Annotated in this window: 14 protein-coding genes, 1 other RNA gene and 1 pseudogene; 5 read left to right on the forward strand and 11 right to left on the reverse strand. The window is 69.6% G+C overall.

What is annotated here, in order from left to right:
• Positions 1-32 precede the first annotated feature (32 nt).
• The 6 genes from ffs to NEF64_RS13610 form a co-directional block, all read right to left on the reverse strand.
• Positions 33-126: signal recognition particle sRNA small type (gene ffs, locus NEF64_RS13585), an RNA gene on the reverse strand.
• A gap of 70 nt (positions 127-196) precedes the next feature.
• Positions 197-433 carry a hypothetical protein gene (locus NEF64_RS13590; protein ID WP_031441523.1) on the reverse strand — a complete coding sequence of 79 codons (237 nt, stop codon included), beginning with the start codon at positions 431-433 and terminating at the stop codon, positions 197-199.
• 82 nt (positions 434-515) lie between these two features.
• Positions 516-866 (reverse strand): hypothetical protein, encoded by a 351-nt coding sequence (locus NEF64_RS13595; protein ID WP_056405525.1) that lies wholly within the window; start codon positions 864-866, stop codon positions 516-518.
• Between the two features lie 139 nt (positions 867-1,005).
• A complete protein-coding gene (locus tag NEF64_RS13600; protein WP_056405524.1) occupies positions 1,006-1,311 on the reverse strand; it encodes a 2Fe-2S iron-sulfur cluster-binding protein in 306 nt (101 codons plus the stop codon).
• 13 nt (positions 1,312-1,324) lie between these two features.
• On the reverse strand, positions 1,325-2,395 hold the full coding sequence (locus tag NEF64_RS13605; RefSeq protein WP_056405523.1) for a cysteine desulfurase family protein: 1,071 nt from the start codon (positions 2,393-2,395) through the stop codon (positions 1,325-1,327).
• The gene (locus NEF64_RS13610; protein WP_056405522.1) at positions 2,392-3,543 is read right to left on the reverse strand and encodes a cysteine desulfurase family protein; all 1,152 of its coding nucleotides are present in this window, start codon (positions 3,541-3,543) and stop codon (positions 2,392-2,394) included. Before NEF64_RS13610 ends, NEF64_RS13605 begins: the two co-directional genes overlap by 4 nt.
• Before the next feature lie 63 nt (positions 3,544-3,606).
• On the opposite strand from NEF64_RS13610, the gene NEF64_RS13615 reads away from it, so the two are divergent.
• Complete coding sequence (locus NEF64_RS13615; RefSeq protein ID WP_031395613.1) at positions 3,607-4,263, forward strand: alpha/beta hydrolase; 657 nt, start codon at positions 3,607-3,609, stop codon at positions 4,261-4,263.
• Positions 4,264-4,408: 145 nt separating this feature from the next.
• On the opposite strand, the gene NEF64_RS13620 is transcribed toward NEF64_RS13615, so the two are convergent.
• Positions 4,409-4,588 carry a hypothetical protein gene (locus tag NEF64_RS13620; RefSeq protein ID WP_056405521.1) on the reverse strand — a complete coding sequence of 60 codons (180 nt, stop codon included), beginning with the start codon at positions 4,586-4,588 and terminating at the stop codon, positions 4,409-4,411.
• Positions 4,585-5,547 (reverse strand): threonine ammonia-lyase, encoded by a 963-nt coding sequence (locus NEF64_RS13625; protein ID WP_056405520.1) that lies wholly within the window; start codon positions 5,545-5,547, stop codon positions 4,585-4,587. Before NEF64_RS13625 ends, NEF64_RS13620 begins: the two co-directional genes overlap by 4 nt.
• A 137-nt stretch (positions 5,548-5,684) precedes the next feature.
• On the opposite strand from NEF64_RS13625, the gene NEF64_RS13630 reads away from it, so the two are divergent.
• The 4 genes from NEF64_RS13630 to NEF64_RS13645 all read left to right on the forward strand — a co-directional run bounded on the left by NEF64_RS13630 (position 5,685) and on the right by NEF64_RS13645 (position 9,763).
• Positions 5,685-6,920, forward strand: a complete 1,236-nt coding sequence (locus NEF64_RS13630; protein ID WP_031440749.1) for a type III PLP-dependent enzyme — start codon at positions 5,685-5,687, stop codon at positions 6,918-6,920.
• A 132-nt stretch (positions 6,921-7,052) separates the two neighbouring features.
• Positions 7,053-8,114 (forward strand): 1,9-bis(guanidino)-5-aza-nonane synthase, encoded by a 1,062-nt coding sequence (locus tag NEF64_RS13635; protein ID WP_031396469.1) that lies wholly within the window; start codon positions 7,053-7,055, stop codon positions 8,112-8,114.
• Positions 8,115-8,230: 116 nt separating this feature from the next.
• Positions 8,231-8,656, forward strand: a complete 426-nt coding sequence (locus tag NEF64_RS13640; RefSeq protein ID WP_031396468.1) for an MAPEG family protein — start codon at positions 8,231-8,233, stop codon at positions 8,654-8,656.
• A 72-nt stretch (positions 8,657-8,728) separates the two neighbouring features.
• Complete coding sequence (locus NEF64_RS13645) at positions 8,729-9,763, forward strand: alpha/beta hydrolase (protein WP_056405519.1); 1,035 nt, start codon at positions 8,729-8,731, stop codon at positions 9,761-9,763.
• A gap of 72 nt (positions 9,764-9,835) precedes the next feature.
• On the opposite strand, the gene NEF64_RS13650 is transcribed toward NEF64_RS13645, so the two are convergent.
• From NEF64_RS13650 to NEF64_RS13660, 3 genes and pseudogenes are all read right to left on the reverse strand, one after another.
• On the reverse strand, positions 9,836-11,722 hold the full coding sequence (locus tag NEF64_RS13650; RefSeq protein ID WP_056405518.1) for an XrtA/PEP-CTERM system amidotransferase: 1,887 nt from the start codon (positions 11,720-11,722) through the stop codon (positions 9,836-9,838).
• A complete protein-coding gene (gene xrtA, locus NEF64_RS13655; protein WP_235516287.1) occupies positions 11,723-13,228 on the reverse strand; it encodes an exosortase A in 1,506 nt (501 codons plus the stop codon). It lies immediately after the preceding gene.
• Positions 13,225-13,761, reverse strand: a pseudogene (locus NEF64_RS13660) (glycosyltransferase); the annotation flags it as partial. The gene xrtA and the pseudogene NEF64_RS13660, both read right to left, overlap by 4 nt.
• Positions 13,762-14,717 lie beyond the last annotated feature (956 nt).

Genomic DNA, 14,717 nt, shown 5'->3' on the forward strand with positions numbered 1-14,717 from the left:
TGGCCGCGCTCACATTTGCTTGCAAATGTTCGCGGTGGGAGCCGGGACGACCCGGGGCGAAATCGTTGTGGCTGCTTCCTTCCGGATCTGACCAAGTTGGCGACGACCCCGTCCGCCCGACTCCCGCTGCGCATATGGCGGGGTCGGACGGGATGATCAAGCCGCTTTACGGCCTGATCCTGGGGAAGGCCCGTTCTTAGCGGTTGACGCGAACCGTGCGGCAGACGCGCTGGCGATGATGGTTGCGGACCACGTTGCGGCAGACCTGACGCGTGCGCGTACGATGACGGACGCCGGGACGGTTGTCGTTGTGACGGACGACGGTCCGCTCATGGACGACGGTGCGCTGTGCGGATGCCTCGGCGGCGAAGCCGACGGGCGCGAGGCCGGTGAGCGCAACGAGACCGGCGGCGGCGAGGGTAAACAACTTCATGGAAAGTCTCCTGAGCGGTCTGGATTCGCGTGAATCCCATAACCTATGTTGCAAACTCGCCTCGCCTCATTACGGTTCCGTATCAACGACGGAAACAGCGGCGAACCGGGCCGTAATAGCCGCGCTGGATGCGGCACACGACGCGCGAGCGGCCATAGCCACGCGGCCCGCCATAGCCGTAATGCGCGCGATAGCCGCCGCGGTGCCCGCGATAGCCGCCGCGATATCCATCCCGGTACCCGCCGCGGTAGCCGCCCCGGTAACCGCCATCCCGATAGCCGTCATAGCGGTGGCGCGGGCCATGCCAGCCGCGGCCATGATGACCGCCGCCGCGCGGCCCGTCCCAGCCGTAACGCTGTGCGTCCGCGGGGGCCGCTGCAACCAGGGTACCGGCGGCCAGGGCGCCGGCGGCGAAGAAAGCGATGATCCTCATGAGAGCTACTCCACTCGAGCCCCGGGCAGCGGGGCTGTATCAATGCCCCGTATACTGGGGCGGTGGAGGCTTGATCGCCGAACCGCCGTGGCTCGACGCTGAACCGGCCGTTGTCATTCTGTAAGGTTCGTCCGGACGGTCAGCCGGGGATGCGCACCGTCAGTCCGTCGAGCGCCTCGGTCAGGCGGATCTGGCAGGCGAGCCGGCTGGTCCGGGTCGCGTCGGGGGCGAGATCGAGCATGTCCTCCTCGTCCGCGCTCGCCGGCGGCAACCGGGCGACATCGGCGGCGTCGACGATGACATGGCAGGTCGCGCAGGCAAGCTGGCCCTCGCACGTGCCCTCAAGCGGCTGGCCGTCCGCCTGGGCGGCGTCGAGCAGCCGGTCGCCGGGGGTGGCGGCGACGCTGCGGATGCTGCCGTCGCGGGCGATGAAGTGGACGATCATGGGAAGCGGACGATCATGGCCATTGCCCTTCCGCGGCGGCCGCGATCGCGTCGATCGCGGCGGCGAGGTCTGTTTCGGTGGTGTAGCGGCCGAAGCCGAGGCGGATGCTCGACCGGGCCTGGGTCTCGGTCAGGCCGATCGCGCGCAGGACGTGGCTCGACCGCCCCGACCCGCTCGCACAGGCGGAGCCCGCGGAAAAGGCGATGTCGCGCAGGTCGGACATCAGCCGGTTCACGTCGAGCCCCTCGCGGCGAACATTGAGATTGCCGTGATAGCGCGGGTCGGTGGCGCCGTTGATCGTCCAGCCGGGGCCGAGCCGGTCGCGGGCGAGCGCCCAGAGGCGCTCGACATGCGCGGCGTCCTGATCCCTGCGGTCGGCCATCAGCTGCGCGGCGACGCCGAAGCCGGCGCATAGTGCGGGCGACAGCGTGCCCGAACGGCCGGGCGCCTCCTGCCCGCCGCCGTGGAGCAGCGGGGCGAGCGTGACGCCGTCGCGGATCCACAGCGCGCCGATGCCCTTGGGGCCGTGGATCTTGTGCGCGGAAATCGCGATCAGGTCGACGGTGTCGGGGATCGCTACGCGGCCATAGCCCTGGACCGCGTCGCACAGCAGCAGCGCGCCGGCGGCGTGCGCGGCCTCGGCGAGCGCGGCGATCGGCTGGATCACGCCGATCTCGTTGTTGACGAGCATCGCGGCGACGAGGCCTGTGCGGGCGACGGCATCGGGATCGACGATCCCGTCCGCGCCGACCGGCAGGATCGTCACGTCGCGCCCCTGCGCCGCTTCCGCCGCCGCTGTGTCGAGCACGGCGGCGTGTTCGGTGGCGAGTGTCGTGATGGGCCCGGATGTGCCCTTGATCGCCCAGTTGAGCGCCTCGGTCGCGCCGCTGGTGAAGGCGACGCGGCCGCCGGGGGGGAGCAATGCCGCGACCTGATCGCGTGCGAGCTCGACCGCGGCCTTCGCGCGGCGACCTTCGCGGTGCGGGGAATGCGGGTTGGCGTGCTGTGATTCGAGCCAGGGGAGCATCGCGGCTAGCGCCTCGGGCGCGAGCGGGGTGGTCGCCTGGTAGTCGAGATAGCTCATGCCGCCGCCCTGATGTCGCGGGCGATGCGCGTCCAGGCCTCGGCAAAGCGCGCGACGTCGTCGGCGGTGGTGGTCCAGCCGAAGCTGACGCGGACGACCTGCGCGGCGGCGTCGGCGGGATAGCCCATTGCCGCAAGGACATGGCTCGGCCGCATGCTGCCCGACGAGCAGGCGCTGCCCGCCGAGACCGCGAACCCGGCCATGTCGAGGCGGATCAGCTGCGCCGCCGCGCCGACGCCGGGCATCCGATAGGAGGCGATGGTCGGGATGCGGGGGCTGGCCCGCGCGACGATCTCGCCGCCGTTTGCGAGGATCGCGGCGTCGAGTTCGGCGCGCAGCTCGGCAAGCGGCGCGAACCAGTCGCGCGGAGCCTCGAGTGCGGCGGCGAAGCCGAGTGCGCCGGGGAGATTCTCGGTGCCCCCGCGATAGCCGCGCTCCTGCCCGCCGGTCGGATCGAGCAGGCCGAGGTCGTGGACGAGCAGCGCGCCGATCCCGGGCGGGCCACCGAGCTTGTGCGCGGAGACGATGATCATGTCCGCGTCCGGGAGCGGGAGCTTGCCGGCGGTCTGCGCGCAATCGGCGATGCGGGGGGTGGCGGTCGCGGGCTGGAGGACGCCGGTTTCGCTGTTGGCGGACTGGAGGGCGAACATGGGCGGGCGCTCCCCGTTCGTCTCGAGCGAAGTCGAGAGACCTGCGCCCGGGAGGTGTTTCTCGACTTCGCTCGAAACGAACGGGAGGGGGGAGGATGCGAGAGCGGGAGTCCTTAGCGGCGAGACGATGCCGCCCACATCGACGTCGAGCATGACCGGGCGGTCCGCGGCGCGCAGGACCGCGTCATGCTCGACCGCGGCGACGCCGATGCCTGGCCGGCCGCGCAGCGCGAGGCTTGCGGATTCGCTCGCGCCGCTGGTCAGGATCACGTGGTGCGGCCAGTCGAGCGCCTGCGCGATCCGGCGCCGCGCATCCTCCAGCGCTGCCCGTGCCGCCCGCCCCTCGGCATGCGGCGAGGACGGGTTCGCCCAGCGCGCCATGCCCTCGATCACCGCCGCGACGGCCTCCGGACGCATCGGCGTCGTGGCGGCGTGATCAAGGTAGATGCGGGGTTCGTTACGGGACAGGGTCGGTTCCAATTGCGAAAAGGGGTGCATTACCTATATAGCGCGCATCGTCCGGCACTCCACCCGAGTGCGTATCCCAGCTCGCGAGTGCCCATGCCAGAAGTCATTTTTCCCGGTCCCGAAGGCCGTCTCGAAGGTCGTTTTGCGCCGGGTCCGCGCCCGCGCGCGCCCGTTGCGATGATCCTCCACCCGCATCCGTCGGCGGGCGGCACGATGAACAACGCGATCGTGCAGCAGCTCTACAAGACCTTCCAGCGGCGCGGCTTTGCGACGCTGCGGTTCAACTTCCGCGGGGTCGGCAAGAGCCAGGGCGTGTTCGACAACGGCGTCGGCGAGCTTTCCGATGCGGCGAGCGCGCTTGACTGGGTGCAGAGCTTCCATCCCGAGGCGCAGACGACGTGGATCGCAGGCGTCAGCTTCGGTGCGTGGATCGGCATGCAGCTGCTGATGCGCCGGCCGGAGATCCGCGGTTTCATCTCGATCGCGCCGCCTGCCAATCTGTACGACTTCACGTTCCTCGCGCCCTGCCCGTCGAGCGGGATCATCATCCAGGGCGAGGGCGACGAGGTCGCGACGCCGGGGGCGACGCAGAAGCTGGTCGACAAGCTGCGCACGCAGAAGCACATCACGATCCATCACGACACGATCCCGAAGGCGAACCACTTCTTCGAGCACGAGATGCCCGAGCTGATGGGGTCGGTGGACAAGTATCTCGACATGCGGCTGGATCCGAATTCGCCGATCCGGTGAGCTTATGCCCTTCTCCCCTCGGGGGGGAAGGTGGCGCGCAAGCGCCGGATGAGGGCACGTTGGGGAGCCTTGCGCTTCACCACGTGCCCTCACCCTCCCACCGCTGCGCGGCGGGCCCCTCCCTCTCCCCCGAGGGGAGAGGGGTTTACAGGGTCCAGATTGCTACGTTGGCTAGCAGGACCGCGGCCATCACGAGCATGAGGATGCCTTTGCGGCGGTCGTGGTTCTTCACGATCAGCGTGATGCCGCCGATCAGGCAGGCGAACATGCCGAGCATGGCGATGGCGGGCGCGGCGGCGGCGATGGCGGTCAATGCGGCGGTCATGCTGCCAGCACCGCGGCATAGGCGGCGCGGTCGACATTGCCGCCTGACAGGATGACGAGCAGCCCGGGTTCGGGATGCACCTTGCCCGCCAGCAGCGCCGCGAGCGCGACCGCGCCGCCGGGTTCGATCACCAGCCGCAGCCGCTCCGCCGCCCAGCGCTGCGCCGCCGCGGTCTCCGCCTCGCTGACCGCGACGCCGGTCGCATCGCGGCGCGACAGGACGTCGAAGGTCAGCGGCGACACGCGCTGCGTCTGAAGCGAATCGCATGCGGTCGGCGGCGGGTTCGGCCCGACCGGCTCGATCCACGACGCTTCGAGAGACCGCCGCATGTCGTCCCACCCCTCGGGCTCGACCACCGTGATCGCCGCGTCCTTGACCGCCAGCGCGACCCCCGCCGCAAGCCCGCCGCCACCACACGGGACGATGATGCGGGAGGGCGACCCCAGGCCGAGCGCCGCCATCTGGGCATGCGCCTCGATCCCCGCGCTGCCCTGCCCCTCGATGATCCACGGATCGTCGAAGCTCGGCACCAAAGTCGCGCCGCGCGCCTTGGCGAGGCGTGCGGCGATCGCCTCGCGGCTTTCGGTCGCGCGGTCATAGGCGACGACCTCCGCGCCGAGCGCCAGCGTCGCGTCGCGCTTCGTCCGCGGAGCATCCGACGGCATGACGATCGTCGCGGCGATGCCGAGTCGCCGCGCCGCCCACGCCACGCCCTGCGCATGATTGCCCGACGAGAAGGCGACGACGCCGCGCGCGCGGGTGGCCTCGGGAATCGCGGTCAGCCGGTGCCAGGCGCCGCGAATCTTGAACGCGCCGACCGGCTGCAGCGATTCCGCCTTGAACGCGACCGCTATGCCCCTGATTTCGGCCACGAACAGCGGCGTCGGCGGCAGGATGCGCGCGATCTTCTCTGCCGCGTCACGGACCCCGGCCCCCGTCGGCTGTCGCAAAATCGTCACACGTCGTCTCCTGTGGTGCAGATGCTATTTACATGGGGGGCGTGCGCCCCTAAATCGCGCTTCCGCTGCCCCATGGGACTTCCAACCGCAAGGCAGTGTTTTCGTAATTTGTCTCAGGACATTGGAGGTCCCTTGAATTGGTCAAGCATCATATCGCGCTGGGGTTAGCGAAAGCCCATTCGACCGCCGACACTCCCCTCATCGGGGGCGGCATCGACATCGCTAAGGGGCGCCCGGTCAATCCGGTAACGCTCGTTCGTCCGCACGCTGCTGCGCGCGCCGCTCGGTTCTTCGTCGAGAAGTTCCCGGGCCGCTCGATGTATGCGGTGAAGGCGAATCCATCTCCCGAACTCCTGCAGATCCTGTGGGACAATGGCATCACGCATTACGACGTGGCGTCGATCGCCGAAGTGCGCCTGGTCGCGCGGACGCTGCCTGAGGCGACCCTGTGCTTCATGCACCCGGTCAAGGCCGAGGAAGCGATCGCCGAGGCGTATTTCACGCATGGCGTCCGCACCTTCAGCCTCGACAGCCTGGAAGAGCTGGACAAGGTCGTGCGCGCCACCCGCGAAGCCACCGACCTGACGCTGTGCGTCCGCCTGCGTGTGTCGTCCGAGCATTCGAAGCTGAGCCTCGCGTCGAAGTTCGGTGCCGCGCCGCATGAAGCCAAGGAACTGCTGTTCGCGGCCCGCCAGGCGGCGGACGCACTCGGTATCTGCTTCCATGTCGGCAGCCAGGCGATGACGCCCGAGGCCTATTCGAACGCGATGGAGCGCGTCCGCGCGGCGATCGTTGAGGCGGCGGTCACGGTCGACGTGATCGACGTCGGTGGCGGCTTCCCGTCCTCCTATCCGGGGATGGAGCCTCCTCCGCTCGAGCGTTTCTTCGAGACGATCCACCGTGCGTTCGAATCGCTGCCCGTCAGCTATTCGTCCGAGCTGTGGTGCGAGCCCGGCCGGGCGCTGTGCGCGGAATATTCGTCGATCATCGTGCGCGTTGAAAAGCGCCGCGGGACCGAGCTGTACATCAACGACGGCGCGTACGGCGCGCTGTTCGATGCGGCGCATATCGGCTGGCGCTTCCCGGTCGAGCTGCTCCGCGAGCCGGACAGCCGTGCCAAGGACATGGAGTTCAGCTTCTATGGTCCGACGTGCGACGACATGGATCACATGGCCGGGCCGTTCCTGCTGCCCGCCGACATCCAGGCGGGCGACTATATCGAGATCGGCATGCTCGGCGCATACGGCTCGGCGATGCGGACCGCGTTCAACGGGTTCGGATCGGACGAGACGGTGATCGTCACCGACGAGCCGATGGTCTCGCTGTACGACGAACGGTACCAGGACCTCGCGTCCAACGTCGTCACGCTGTAACCACGACCTACTATTTCTACCGTCATTCCCGCGCAGGCGGGAATCCATAAACGCTATCGGCGCGGCTCCACCTGCCCCCGAGTTTATGGATCCCCGCCTGCGCGGGGATGACGACGTTTGAGGATGATGACCATGACCGAAGACACCCGCATCGACGCGCAGCGCAAGGCTGAGCTCCTGTCCACCACCGTCGAGCATATCGACATCACCAGCTTCGACGCGCGGCCGATCGTCGACGCGATGAAGAAGATGTCGTTCACCAGCCGCGACCTCGGCCGTGCGACCGACATCTACAACCAGATGCTCGCCGACAAGGACTGCACGATCTTCCTCGTGATCGCAGGCAGCACGAGCGCTGGCGGCTGCATGGACCTCTATGCCGAGCTGCTGCGCAACAACATGATCGACGGCATCGTCGCGACCGGCGCGACGATCGTCGACATGGATTTCTTCGAGGGCCTCGGCCACAAGCATTACCAGGCGCTCGAGGTGCCGCACGACGACGTGCTGCGCTCGCTGATGATCGACCGGATCTACGACACCTATATAGACGAGGAAGAGCTCCAGCACGTCGACCACACGATCTTCGAGATCGCCGAGACGCTGGAACCCCGCCCCTATTCGAGCCGCGAGTTCATCCGCGAGATGGGCAAGTACCTCGTCGAGCACGGCAAGAAGGAGAACAGCCTCGTCAAGCTCGCCTATGAGCATGACGTGCCGATCTTCTGCCCGGCGTTCGTCGACAGCTCGGCGGGCTTCGGTCTGGTCAAGCACCAGGTCGATGCCGCAAAGGCGGGCAAGCCGTACATGGTCCTCGACGCGATCGCCGATTTCCGCGAGCTCACCGAGATCAAGATCAAGGCGGGCACCACCGGGCTTCTCATGATCGGTGGCGGCGTGCCGAAGAACTTCATTCAGGACACCGTCGTCTGCGCCGAGATCCTCGGTCACGACGACGTCCAGGTCCACAAATATGCGGTGCAGATCACGGTCGCCGACGTGCGCGACGGTGCGTGCTCGTCGTCGACGCTGCAGGAGGCGGCGTCGTGGGGCAAGGTCAACACCGGCATCGAGCAGATGGTGTTCGCCGAAGCGGGTTCGGTCATGCCGCTGCTCGCGTCGGACGCGTATCATCGCGGCCTGTGGAAGGACCGTCCGGTCCGCAAGTGGGGCGCGAGCTTCGACAAGGCCTGAGGCGGGCGCGCTGATCCTCCCCTGCAAGGGGGAGGATTCTGCGATTGCTCCCGATGCGTGATTGATGCAGCCTCCTCCGGGGAACCGGGGGAGGCTTTTTCATGCATGACGACCTGATCCACAGCGAGATCCTGCGGCCGATGGTCGCGCTGATCGCCTGGACGCTGGTGATGCTGCTCTGGATGCTGGCGACCCGCCTGCCCGCGATGAAGGCGGCGGGGGTCGACCTCAGCCAGCTCGTCGGCACCCGCGCCGCCGATGCGGATCGCTCGCTGCCCGCCAGTGCGCAGTGGAAGGCGCATAACTACAACCATCTGATGGAGCAGCCGACACTGTTCTATGCGGTGTGTGCGGTGCTCGCGCTCAGCCATACCGGCGACGGGGTCAACGCGTGGATCGCCTGGGCCTATGTCGGCTTGCGGGTCGCGCACAGCATCGCGCAGGCGACGACCAACCGGGTGCAGACGCGGTTCATCCTGTTCCTGCTGTCGAGCCTCGCGCTGATCGCGCTCACGCTGCACGCGGCGATGGCGGTATTCTGACGGGACCATTGCCGGCGATGCGTGTCGATCGCCCCTTCCCCTGCGCAATCGGGATCGGCTAGCTACCGCGCCATGACCTTCGACCGCCGAACCTTGCTCGCCCTGCCGCTCGCGGCCGGGATCGCCCCCGCCGCCCTGCTCTCCGACGCCGCCGGCCAGTCCGCGGCCAATGGCGGGGCCAATCGCGGAGCCCGTCTCGCCGGCGATCCGGTCTGGCCGCCCGCCGAGCGCTTTGCGCTGTGGCCCGGCATTCCCGCGGGCGCGCCGACCCCGCTGCCGCGCCCGCGCCCGATGATCACCGGACGCCCGGGCGGCTACCGCGACGTGCAGATGCGCGGCGTCGTCCAGCCCGAGGTCGGCGTGTTCCGCGCCGCCCGCCCCGATGGCCGTGCGGTGCTGGTCTGCCCCGGCGGCGGCTATTCGATCACCTCGCTGCGCAACGAGGGGATCGACGTCGCGCGGGTGCTGAACGGCTTCGGCATCACCGTGTTCGTGCTCAGCTACCGGCTGCCGGGCGAAGGCTGGGCGGACCGCGCCAACGTGCCACTGTCCGACGTGCAGCGCGCGATGCGGCTGATCCGCGCCAATGCGCGGCGCTATGCGATCAACCCCGAGGCGCTGGGCGTGCTCGGCTTCTCGGCGGGCGGGCATCTCGCCGGGTCGCTCGAGATCCATCATGGGCTCGAGGTCTATCGCCCGGTCGATGCCGCGGACCGGCTGTCGGCGCGGCCCGCCTTTGCCGGGCTGATGTACGCGGTGTCGAACATGGATCCGGGGCGCAGCCATGGCGGCTCGCGGGCGCAGCTGCTCGGCCCCAATCCCGATCCGGCGATGCAGGCGCGCTATGCGATCGACCGCAATCTGCGCAGCGGCGACGCGCCGTTGTTCCTGGTCCATGCCGAGGACGACGACACGGTGCCGGTCGCCAACAGCCTCGACATGCTCGCCGCCGCGCGCCGCGTCGACATTCCGGTCGAGGCGCATATCCTGCGGCGTGGGCGCCACGGCTTCGGCACGCGCCTGCCCGCGAGTTCGCCGGGCTCGCTCTGGCCGCAGCTGTTCGACCGCTGGATGCGCGAGGCGATCGGGCCCGAAGCGCCGCTCTGACGACGGGTGTGGGTCCTCCCTCCGTTCGCCCTGAGCGAAGTCGAAGGGCAGGCCGCGAACGCTGGCGCCGGCCTAGCCGAACACCCGCTTCAGCGACCGTTCGAGCATCATCAGCTGCCACAGCGTGCGGCCATGCTCGGCGCGCCCGCCGCGATGTGCCTCGGCGAGCGCGGTGATCGCGGCCATGTCGAACCAGCCCGTCTCGGCGAGCATCCGCGACGATCCGAGCGCGCTCGCCTCGCCCGCCAGCGCGCCGCGGAACCACGCGCTGATCGGCGTCACGAAGCCCATTTTCGGGCGGTAGAGGATTTCTTTGGGCAGATAGGGCTCCATCGCCTTCTTCATCAGCCATTTGCCCTCGCCGTGGCGCAGCCGCATGCCGACGGGCAAGGTCGCGCAGAACTCGACCAGCCGGTGGTCGAGCAGCGGTTCGCGCGCCTCGAGCCCGACCGCCATGCTGGTGCGGTCGACCTTGGTCAGGATGTCGCCGGGCAGCCAGTGCTTGAGATCGGCATATTGCGCGCGGTCGATCGCGTCGCGCGCGGGGGCGGCGGCCATCGTCGCGACATAGCGTTCCTCCGCGCGGTAGCCGCCCAGCGCGGCCTGCGCGGCGCCCGAGAACAGCCGCGCGCGGACCTCTGGCGTCGTGACGCCGACCGAGCGGGCATAGGCCTCGCCGCCGCCTGCTGCGAGCGCGAGCAGGGTCGATTTCGCGCGGAACGGTCGCGGTGCCCAGTCGGCCTTGGGATAATGCCGGCCGAGCGCCCCGAATATCTGCGTCCTGAGATGCGCGGGGAGCATCCCGCGCACGCGCTCTTCCGCCGCCTGGAAGCGGTAGCGCCTGTAGCCTGCCAGCGCCTCGTCCGCGCCGTCACCCGACAGCGCGACCGTCACCCGCTCGCGCGCCAGTGCGCAGACCTGATAGGTGGCGAGCGCGGACCCGTCGGCGAACGGCTCGTCGAACGCGGCGACCAGCGTGTCGATCAGCGAAAAATCGTCGGGATCGACGACCCGCTCGGCATGGTCCGTCGCGAAACGCCTTGCGATCGTCGTCGCATGGCTGCGCTCGTCATGCCCCGCCTCGTCGAAACCGATCGTGCAGGTCCGGACCGCGCGCGGGCTCGCCTCCGCCATCAGCGCGACCACCGCCGAGCTGTCGACCCCGCCCGACAGGAACGCGCCGAGCGGCACGTCGGCGACCATCCGCGACCGCACGCCCGCGCGCATCCGCTCGACCAGTTCCTCGCCCAGCGCCTTGGTTGAGCCGGTCGCGCGGTTGGAGAAATCGACGTCCCACCAGCGGCGCGGCGCGGGCATGCCGCGCCCGCGCTCGATCAGCAGGAAATGCCCTGCCGCGAGCTTCTTCACGCCTGCGACGAGGCAGGCGTCGTCGGGGACATAGCCGAGCGCCATGTAATCCTCGACCGCGGACAGATCGGGCGCGCGCCGCACCAGCGGGTTGGCGAGCAGGCCCTTCAGTTCGGAGGCAAACGCCACCGACCCATCCGCCAGCTCGACATAATGAAGCGGCTTTACCCCCAGCCGGTCGCGCGCGAGGAACAGCAAGCGTGCGCCGGCATCGTGGATCGCGAAGGCGAACATGCCGTTTAGCCGGTCGAGCATCGACGGCCCCCAGGCGCGCCAGCCGTGCAGCAGCACCTCGGTATCGCCCCTCGTGCGGAACCGCGCGCCGGCCGCGATCAGGTCGGCGCGCAGCTCGGCGAAATTGTAGATCTCGCCGTTGTAGCTGATCGTCAGGTCGCCGTCGGACATCGGCTGCGGCGAGCCTTCGAGGTCGATGATCGACAACCGGCGATGCCCCAGCCCGACGCCCGGCGCGGTCCAGATGCCGTCGCCATCGGGACCACGATGCGCGAGCGCGGCGATCATCGCCTGGATGCGGTTCGGATCGACCGGCTTTGGCGTGCCCGGGTGAAAGATCCCGGCAATCCCGCACATTCAGCGCAGGCCCGCGGCGTGATCGGCGACCGTGCCGACCGGTCCGAGCGCAGCAAGGAAGCGCGCCATCGGTCGCGGATCGCCACCCTCGACCGACAGATGCACCGCAACCGCGCGCTGCGGTCCGCCGAACAGCCGCGCCTTCATCGTCTCGATCTTCACGATCATCCCGTCATCGGTGGTAGCATCGCCGACCCGGTACCACGTCGCGACGATGCGCTCCACGGGTCCGGGCGCGGTAATCCGCATCGCCGAACCGCGCGCGCCCGCGGCATCCGCGACCGGGGGCAGGTCGGCGACGCGGACCCAGCGATCCTCCTCGCGCAGCACGCCCGTGCCGAACGCGATCAGCTCGTGCCCGTCGCCCTGCCGCCCGAATACCGCGAGCGCCATGTCGACGGTCGCGCCCGAGGCATCGGCATAGCGGCCGAACAGATAATGGTCCGCGCCCGGATACCAGGGCATCCACGGCGCGCGGACGCTGACATCGACGCGGTGCCAGCCGGGCACGTCGGGCAGCGTGATCTGGGCGGGCAGCGCCTGCCGCCGCCCCGCGACCGCCGCGCTCCACGCGGGAAACGCCGATGCCACCGCCAGCACGAGCAGCGTGATGACGGCGAGGTCGCCCCGATAGCGCGGGACCGCCTGCAGCTGCGCGGGATCGAAGGCGGGATCGTCGGGCGCGCGGTCGAACCAGCGCCAGCCGATCGCGAGCACCGCCGCCATGACGAGCGCGAAGAACAGCCAGCCATAGACGATATGGTCGATCCCCGTCGCCGCCTCGACCGAGGTCAGCTCGGCCGCCCAGATCGTCCCGAACGCGCGAAACCCGTTGGCGACGACCGGCACGACCACCGACACGGCGAGAAACGCCGCGCGCCGCCGCCACGACACGAAGCAGACATTGGCGACGAGCACCCCGAACGCAACCATCGCGATCACGAACTTGGCGCCCGAACACGCCTCCGCCACCTCGAAATAATAGCGGCCGGCATGGATCAGCACGCCGTCGACGACCGCGGGCACGCCGACCAGATGCAGCAGCGGCATGACGATCGCGACGGTCACCGCCTGCAAGGGCGGCTCGATCCCCTCACCGAAGGGCACGAGGAACAGCGCATAGCCGAGCGGAAACAGCAATCCGCGCGCGACATTGGGGCCTAGGATCGCGACGACCGCGCCCTGCAGCATCAGTACCAGCCCGACTTGCCGCGCGAGATTGACCGAGGCTGCATCGCCCATCAGCCACCCTGCCCCGCCGACCGCGACCAGCGCCAGCCCCGGCCACCAGCCGACCGGCGTCAGCTGCGCGAGCTCGACGCGCCGCTGCCACACCAGCCAGGCGATCACCGGGGCGATGAACAGACAGTGGCCGAAGGTCGTGCTGGTCCACCAGATCGTCGTCAGATCGGCGACGTCGCGGCGGAACAGCGCGAGCAGCAGGGTCGCCGCGATGCCGAGCGCGAGCAGATGCCGGGGCCAGGACGTCGCGGGGCGATCGGTCACGATGGGGACCGGCGCCCTTCGACCCCGAACAGCGCATCGAGCGGTGCGAGCCGCGCGTCCCAGCCATAGCGTCGCAGCACCTGCGCGCGCGCCGCCCGCCCGAGGTCGGCCGCGTCGGCGGGTGCGTCGAGTAGCGCGAGGACCTGTGCGGCGAACTCGCTCGCGTCCGCCGCGACGCGGATCGTGCCGGCGTGGTCGATGCCCTCCGCCGCCGCCGCCGAGGCGACGACCGGCCGCGCCATCGCCATCGCCTCCAGCACCTTGTTCTGGATGCCGCGGGCGAGTTTCAGCGGGGCGACGCAGACATCGGCCGCGGCGAGCCAGCCGCGCACGTCGTCGACCGCGCCGGTGACGATCACCGCGTCGCTCGCCAGCGCCTGCACCGCCGGAGTCGGGGCGCGGCCGACGATCGCGAACCGGGCTGTCGGGTGTTGCGTGCGGATCCGGGGGAGGATGTCGCGGGCGAACCAGGTCACGGCGTCGATATTGGGGCGGTAGTCCATCTGGCCGGTGAAGACGATCAGCGGGTCTGCGTGGGCGCTGCCGATGACCAGCCCACTCTTCACCTCCCCGGCGGAGGCCGGGGTCCAGTTGGGCGACGTCGATGACGACGGACTGTCCGCTGTTACTGCGACCTTTCCAACTGGGCCCCGGCCTTCGCCGGGGTGGTAGGATGGGGTTGCTGCCTGCCCAGCCTGCGCAGCCGGATCGAACGTCGCCGAGTCGATACCGTCCTCGACCGCCAGGAAGCGTCCGGTCGCGCCACCCGCGCCGCCCGGCACCTCCCCGGCGGAGGCCGGGGTCCAGTTGGGGGACGTCGATGACGACGGACTGTCCGCTGTTACTGCGGCCTTTCCAACTGGGCCCCGGCCTTCGCCGGGGTGGTGGGAAGGGGTTGCGGCGTGCCCGCCATGCGCAGCCGGGTCGGTCGCCCTGCCCTTCACCTCCCCGGCGGAGGCCGGGGTCCAGTTGGGGGACGTTGATGGCGACGGACTGTCCGGTGTTACTGCGGCCTTTCCAACTGGGCCCCGGCCTTCGCCGGGGTGGTAGGATGGGGTTGCGGCTTTCCTAGCGTTTCCAGCCTGCCCCGCCGGGTCGAACGTCGTTGAGTCGATGCCGTTCTCAACCGCGAGGATGCGTCCGGTGGCGCCGCCGGTGCGGAACAGGGCTGCCTCGGCTTCGCTGACGAACAGGCTGGCGGAGACCCTCGCCGCGATCTCCCGCTCGAAGGCCCCTAACAGCCGTGCCTCGCGGCGCATCATCCAGCGCATCGGGCCGCGGGAGTCGTCGGCGAAGCCTGCGAACTTGGCGGAGTCCATGTCGACGAAGTCCATGACCACGGGTGGCCCGTCATCGGGGAGGTACTGCGCCATCTGACCCGAGAAACAGTAGATGCCGTCGACGCGTGGCAGGATGCGGTCGACCGCGGCCTGCATGGCGGGAGAAGCGAACGCCGTCAGCGAGACGGGCCTGCGGGTGGCCAGCGCCT

The organism is Sphingomonas aerolata (assembly GCF_023935825.1).
In the GTDB taxonomy this organism is placed as follows: domain Bacteria; phylum Pseudomonadota; class Alphaproteobacteria; order Sphingomonadales; family Sphingomonadaceae; genus Sphingomonas; species Sphingomonas aerolata.

What these genes read in the sequence shown, in the direction of transcription:
- NEF64_RS13590 (WP_031441523.1), bottom strand. Translation starts at nt 433, where the DNA reads ATGAAGTTGTTTACCCTCGCCGCCGCCGGTCTCGTTGCGCTCACCGGC.
- NEF64_RS13595 (WP_056405525.1), bottom strand. Translation starts at nt 866, where the DNA reads ATGAGGATCATCGCTTTCTTCGCCGCCGGCGCCCTGGCCGCCGGTACC.
- NEF64_RS13600 (WP_056405524.1), bottom strand. Translation starts at nt 1,311, where the DNA reads ATGATCGTCCACTTCATCGCCCGCGACGGCAGCATCCGCAGCGTCGCC.
- NEF64_RS13605 (WP_056405523.1), bottom strand. Translation starts at nt 2,395, where the DNA reads ATGAGCTATCTCGACTACCAGGCGACCACCCCGCTCGCGCCCGAGGCG.
- NEF64_RS13610 (WP_056405522.1), bottom strand. Translation starts at nt 3,543, where the DNA reads ATGCACCCCTTTTCGCAATTGGAACCGACCCTGTCCCGTAACGAACCC.
- NEF64_RS13615 (WP_031395613.1), top strand. Translation starts at nt 3,607, where the DNA reads ATGCCAGAAGTCATTTTTCCCGGTCCCGAAGGCCGTCTCGAAGGTCGT.
- NEF64_RS13620 (WP_056405521.1), bottom strand. Translation starts at nt 4,588, where the DNA reads ATGACCGCCGCATTGACCGCCATCGCCGCCGCCGCGCCCGCCATCGCC.
- NEF64_RS13635 (WP_031396469.1), top strand. Translation starts at nt 7,053, where the DNA reads ATGACCGAAGACACCCGCATCGACGCGCAGCGCAAGGCTGAGCTCCTG.
- NEF64_RS13645 (WP_056405519.1), top strand. Translation starts at nt 8,729, where the DNA reads ATGACCTTCGACCGCCGAACCTTGCTCGCCCTGCCGCTCGCGGCCGGG.
- NEF64_RS13650 (WP_056405518.1), bottom strand. Translation starts at nt 11,722, where the DNA reads ATGTGCGGGATTGCCGGGATCTTTCACCCGGGCACGCCAAAGCCGGTC.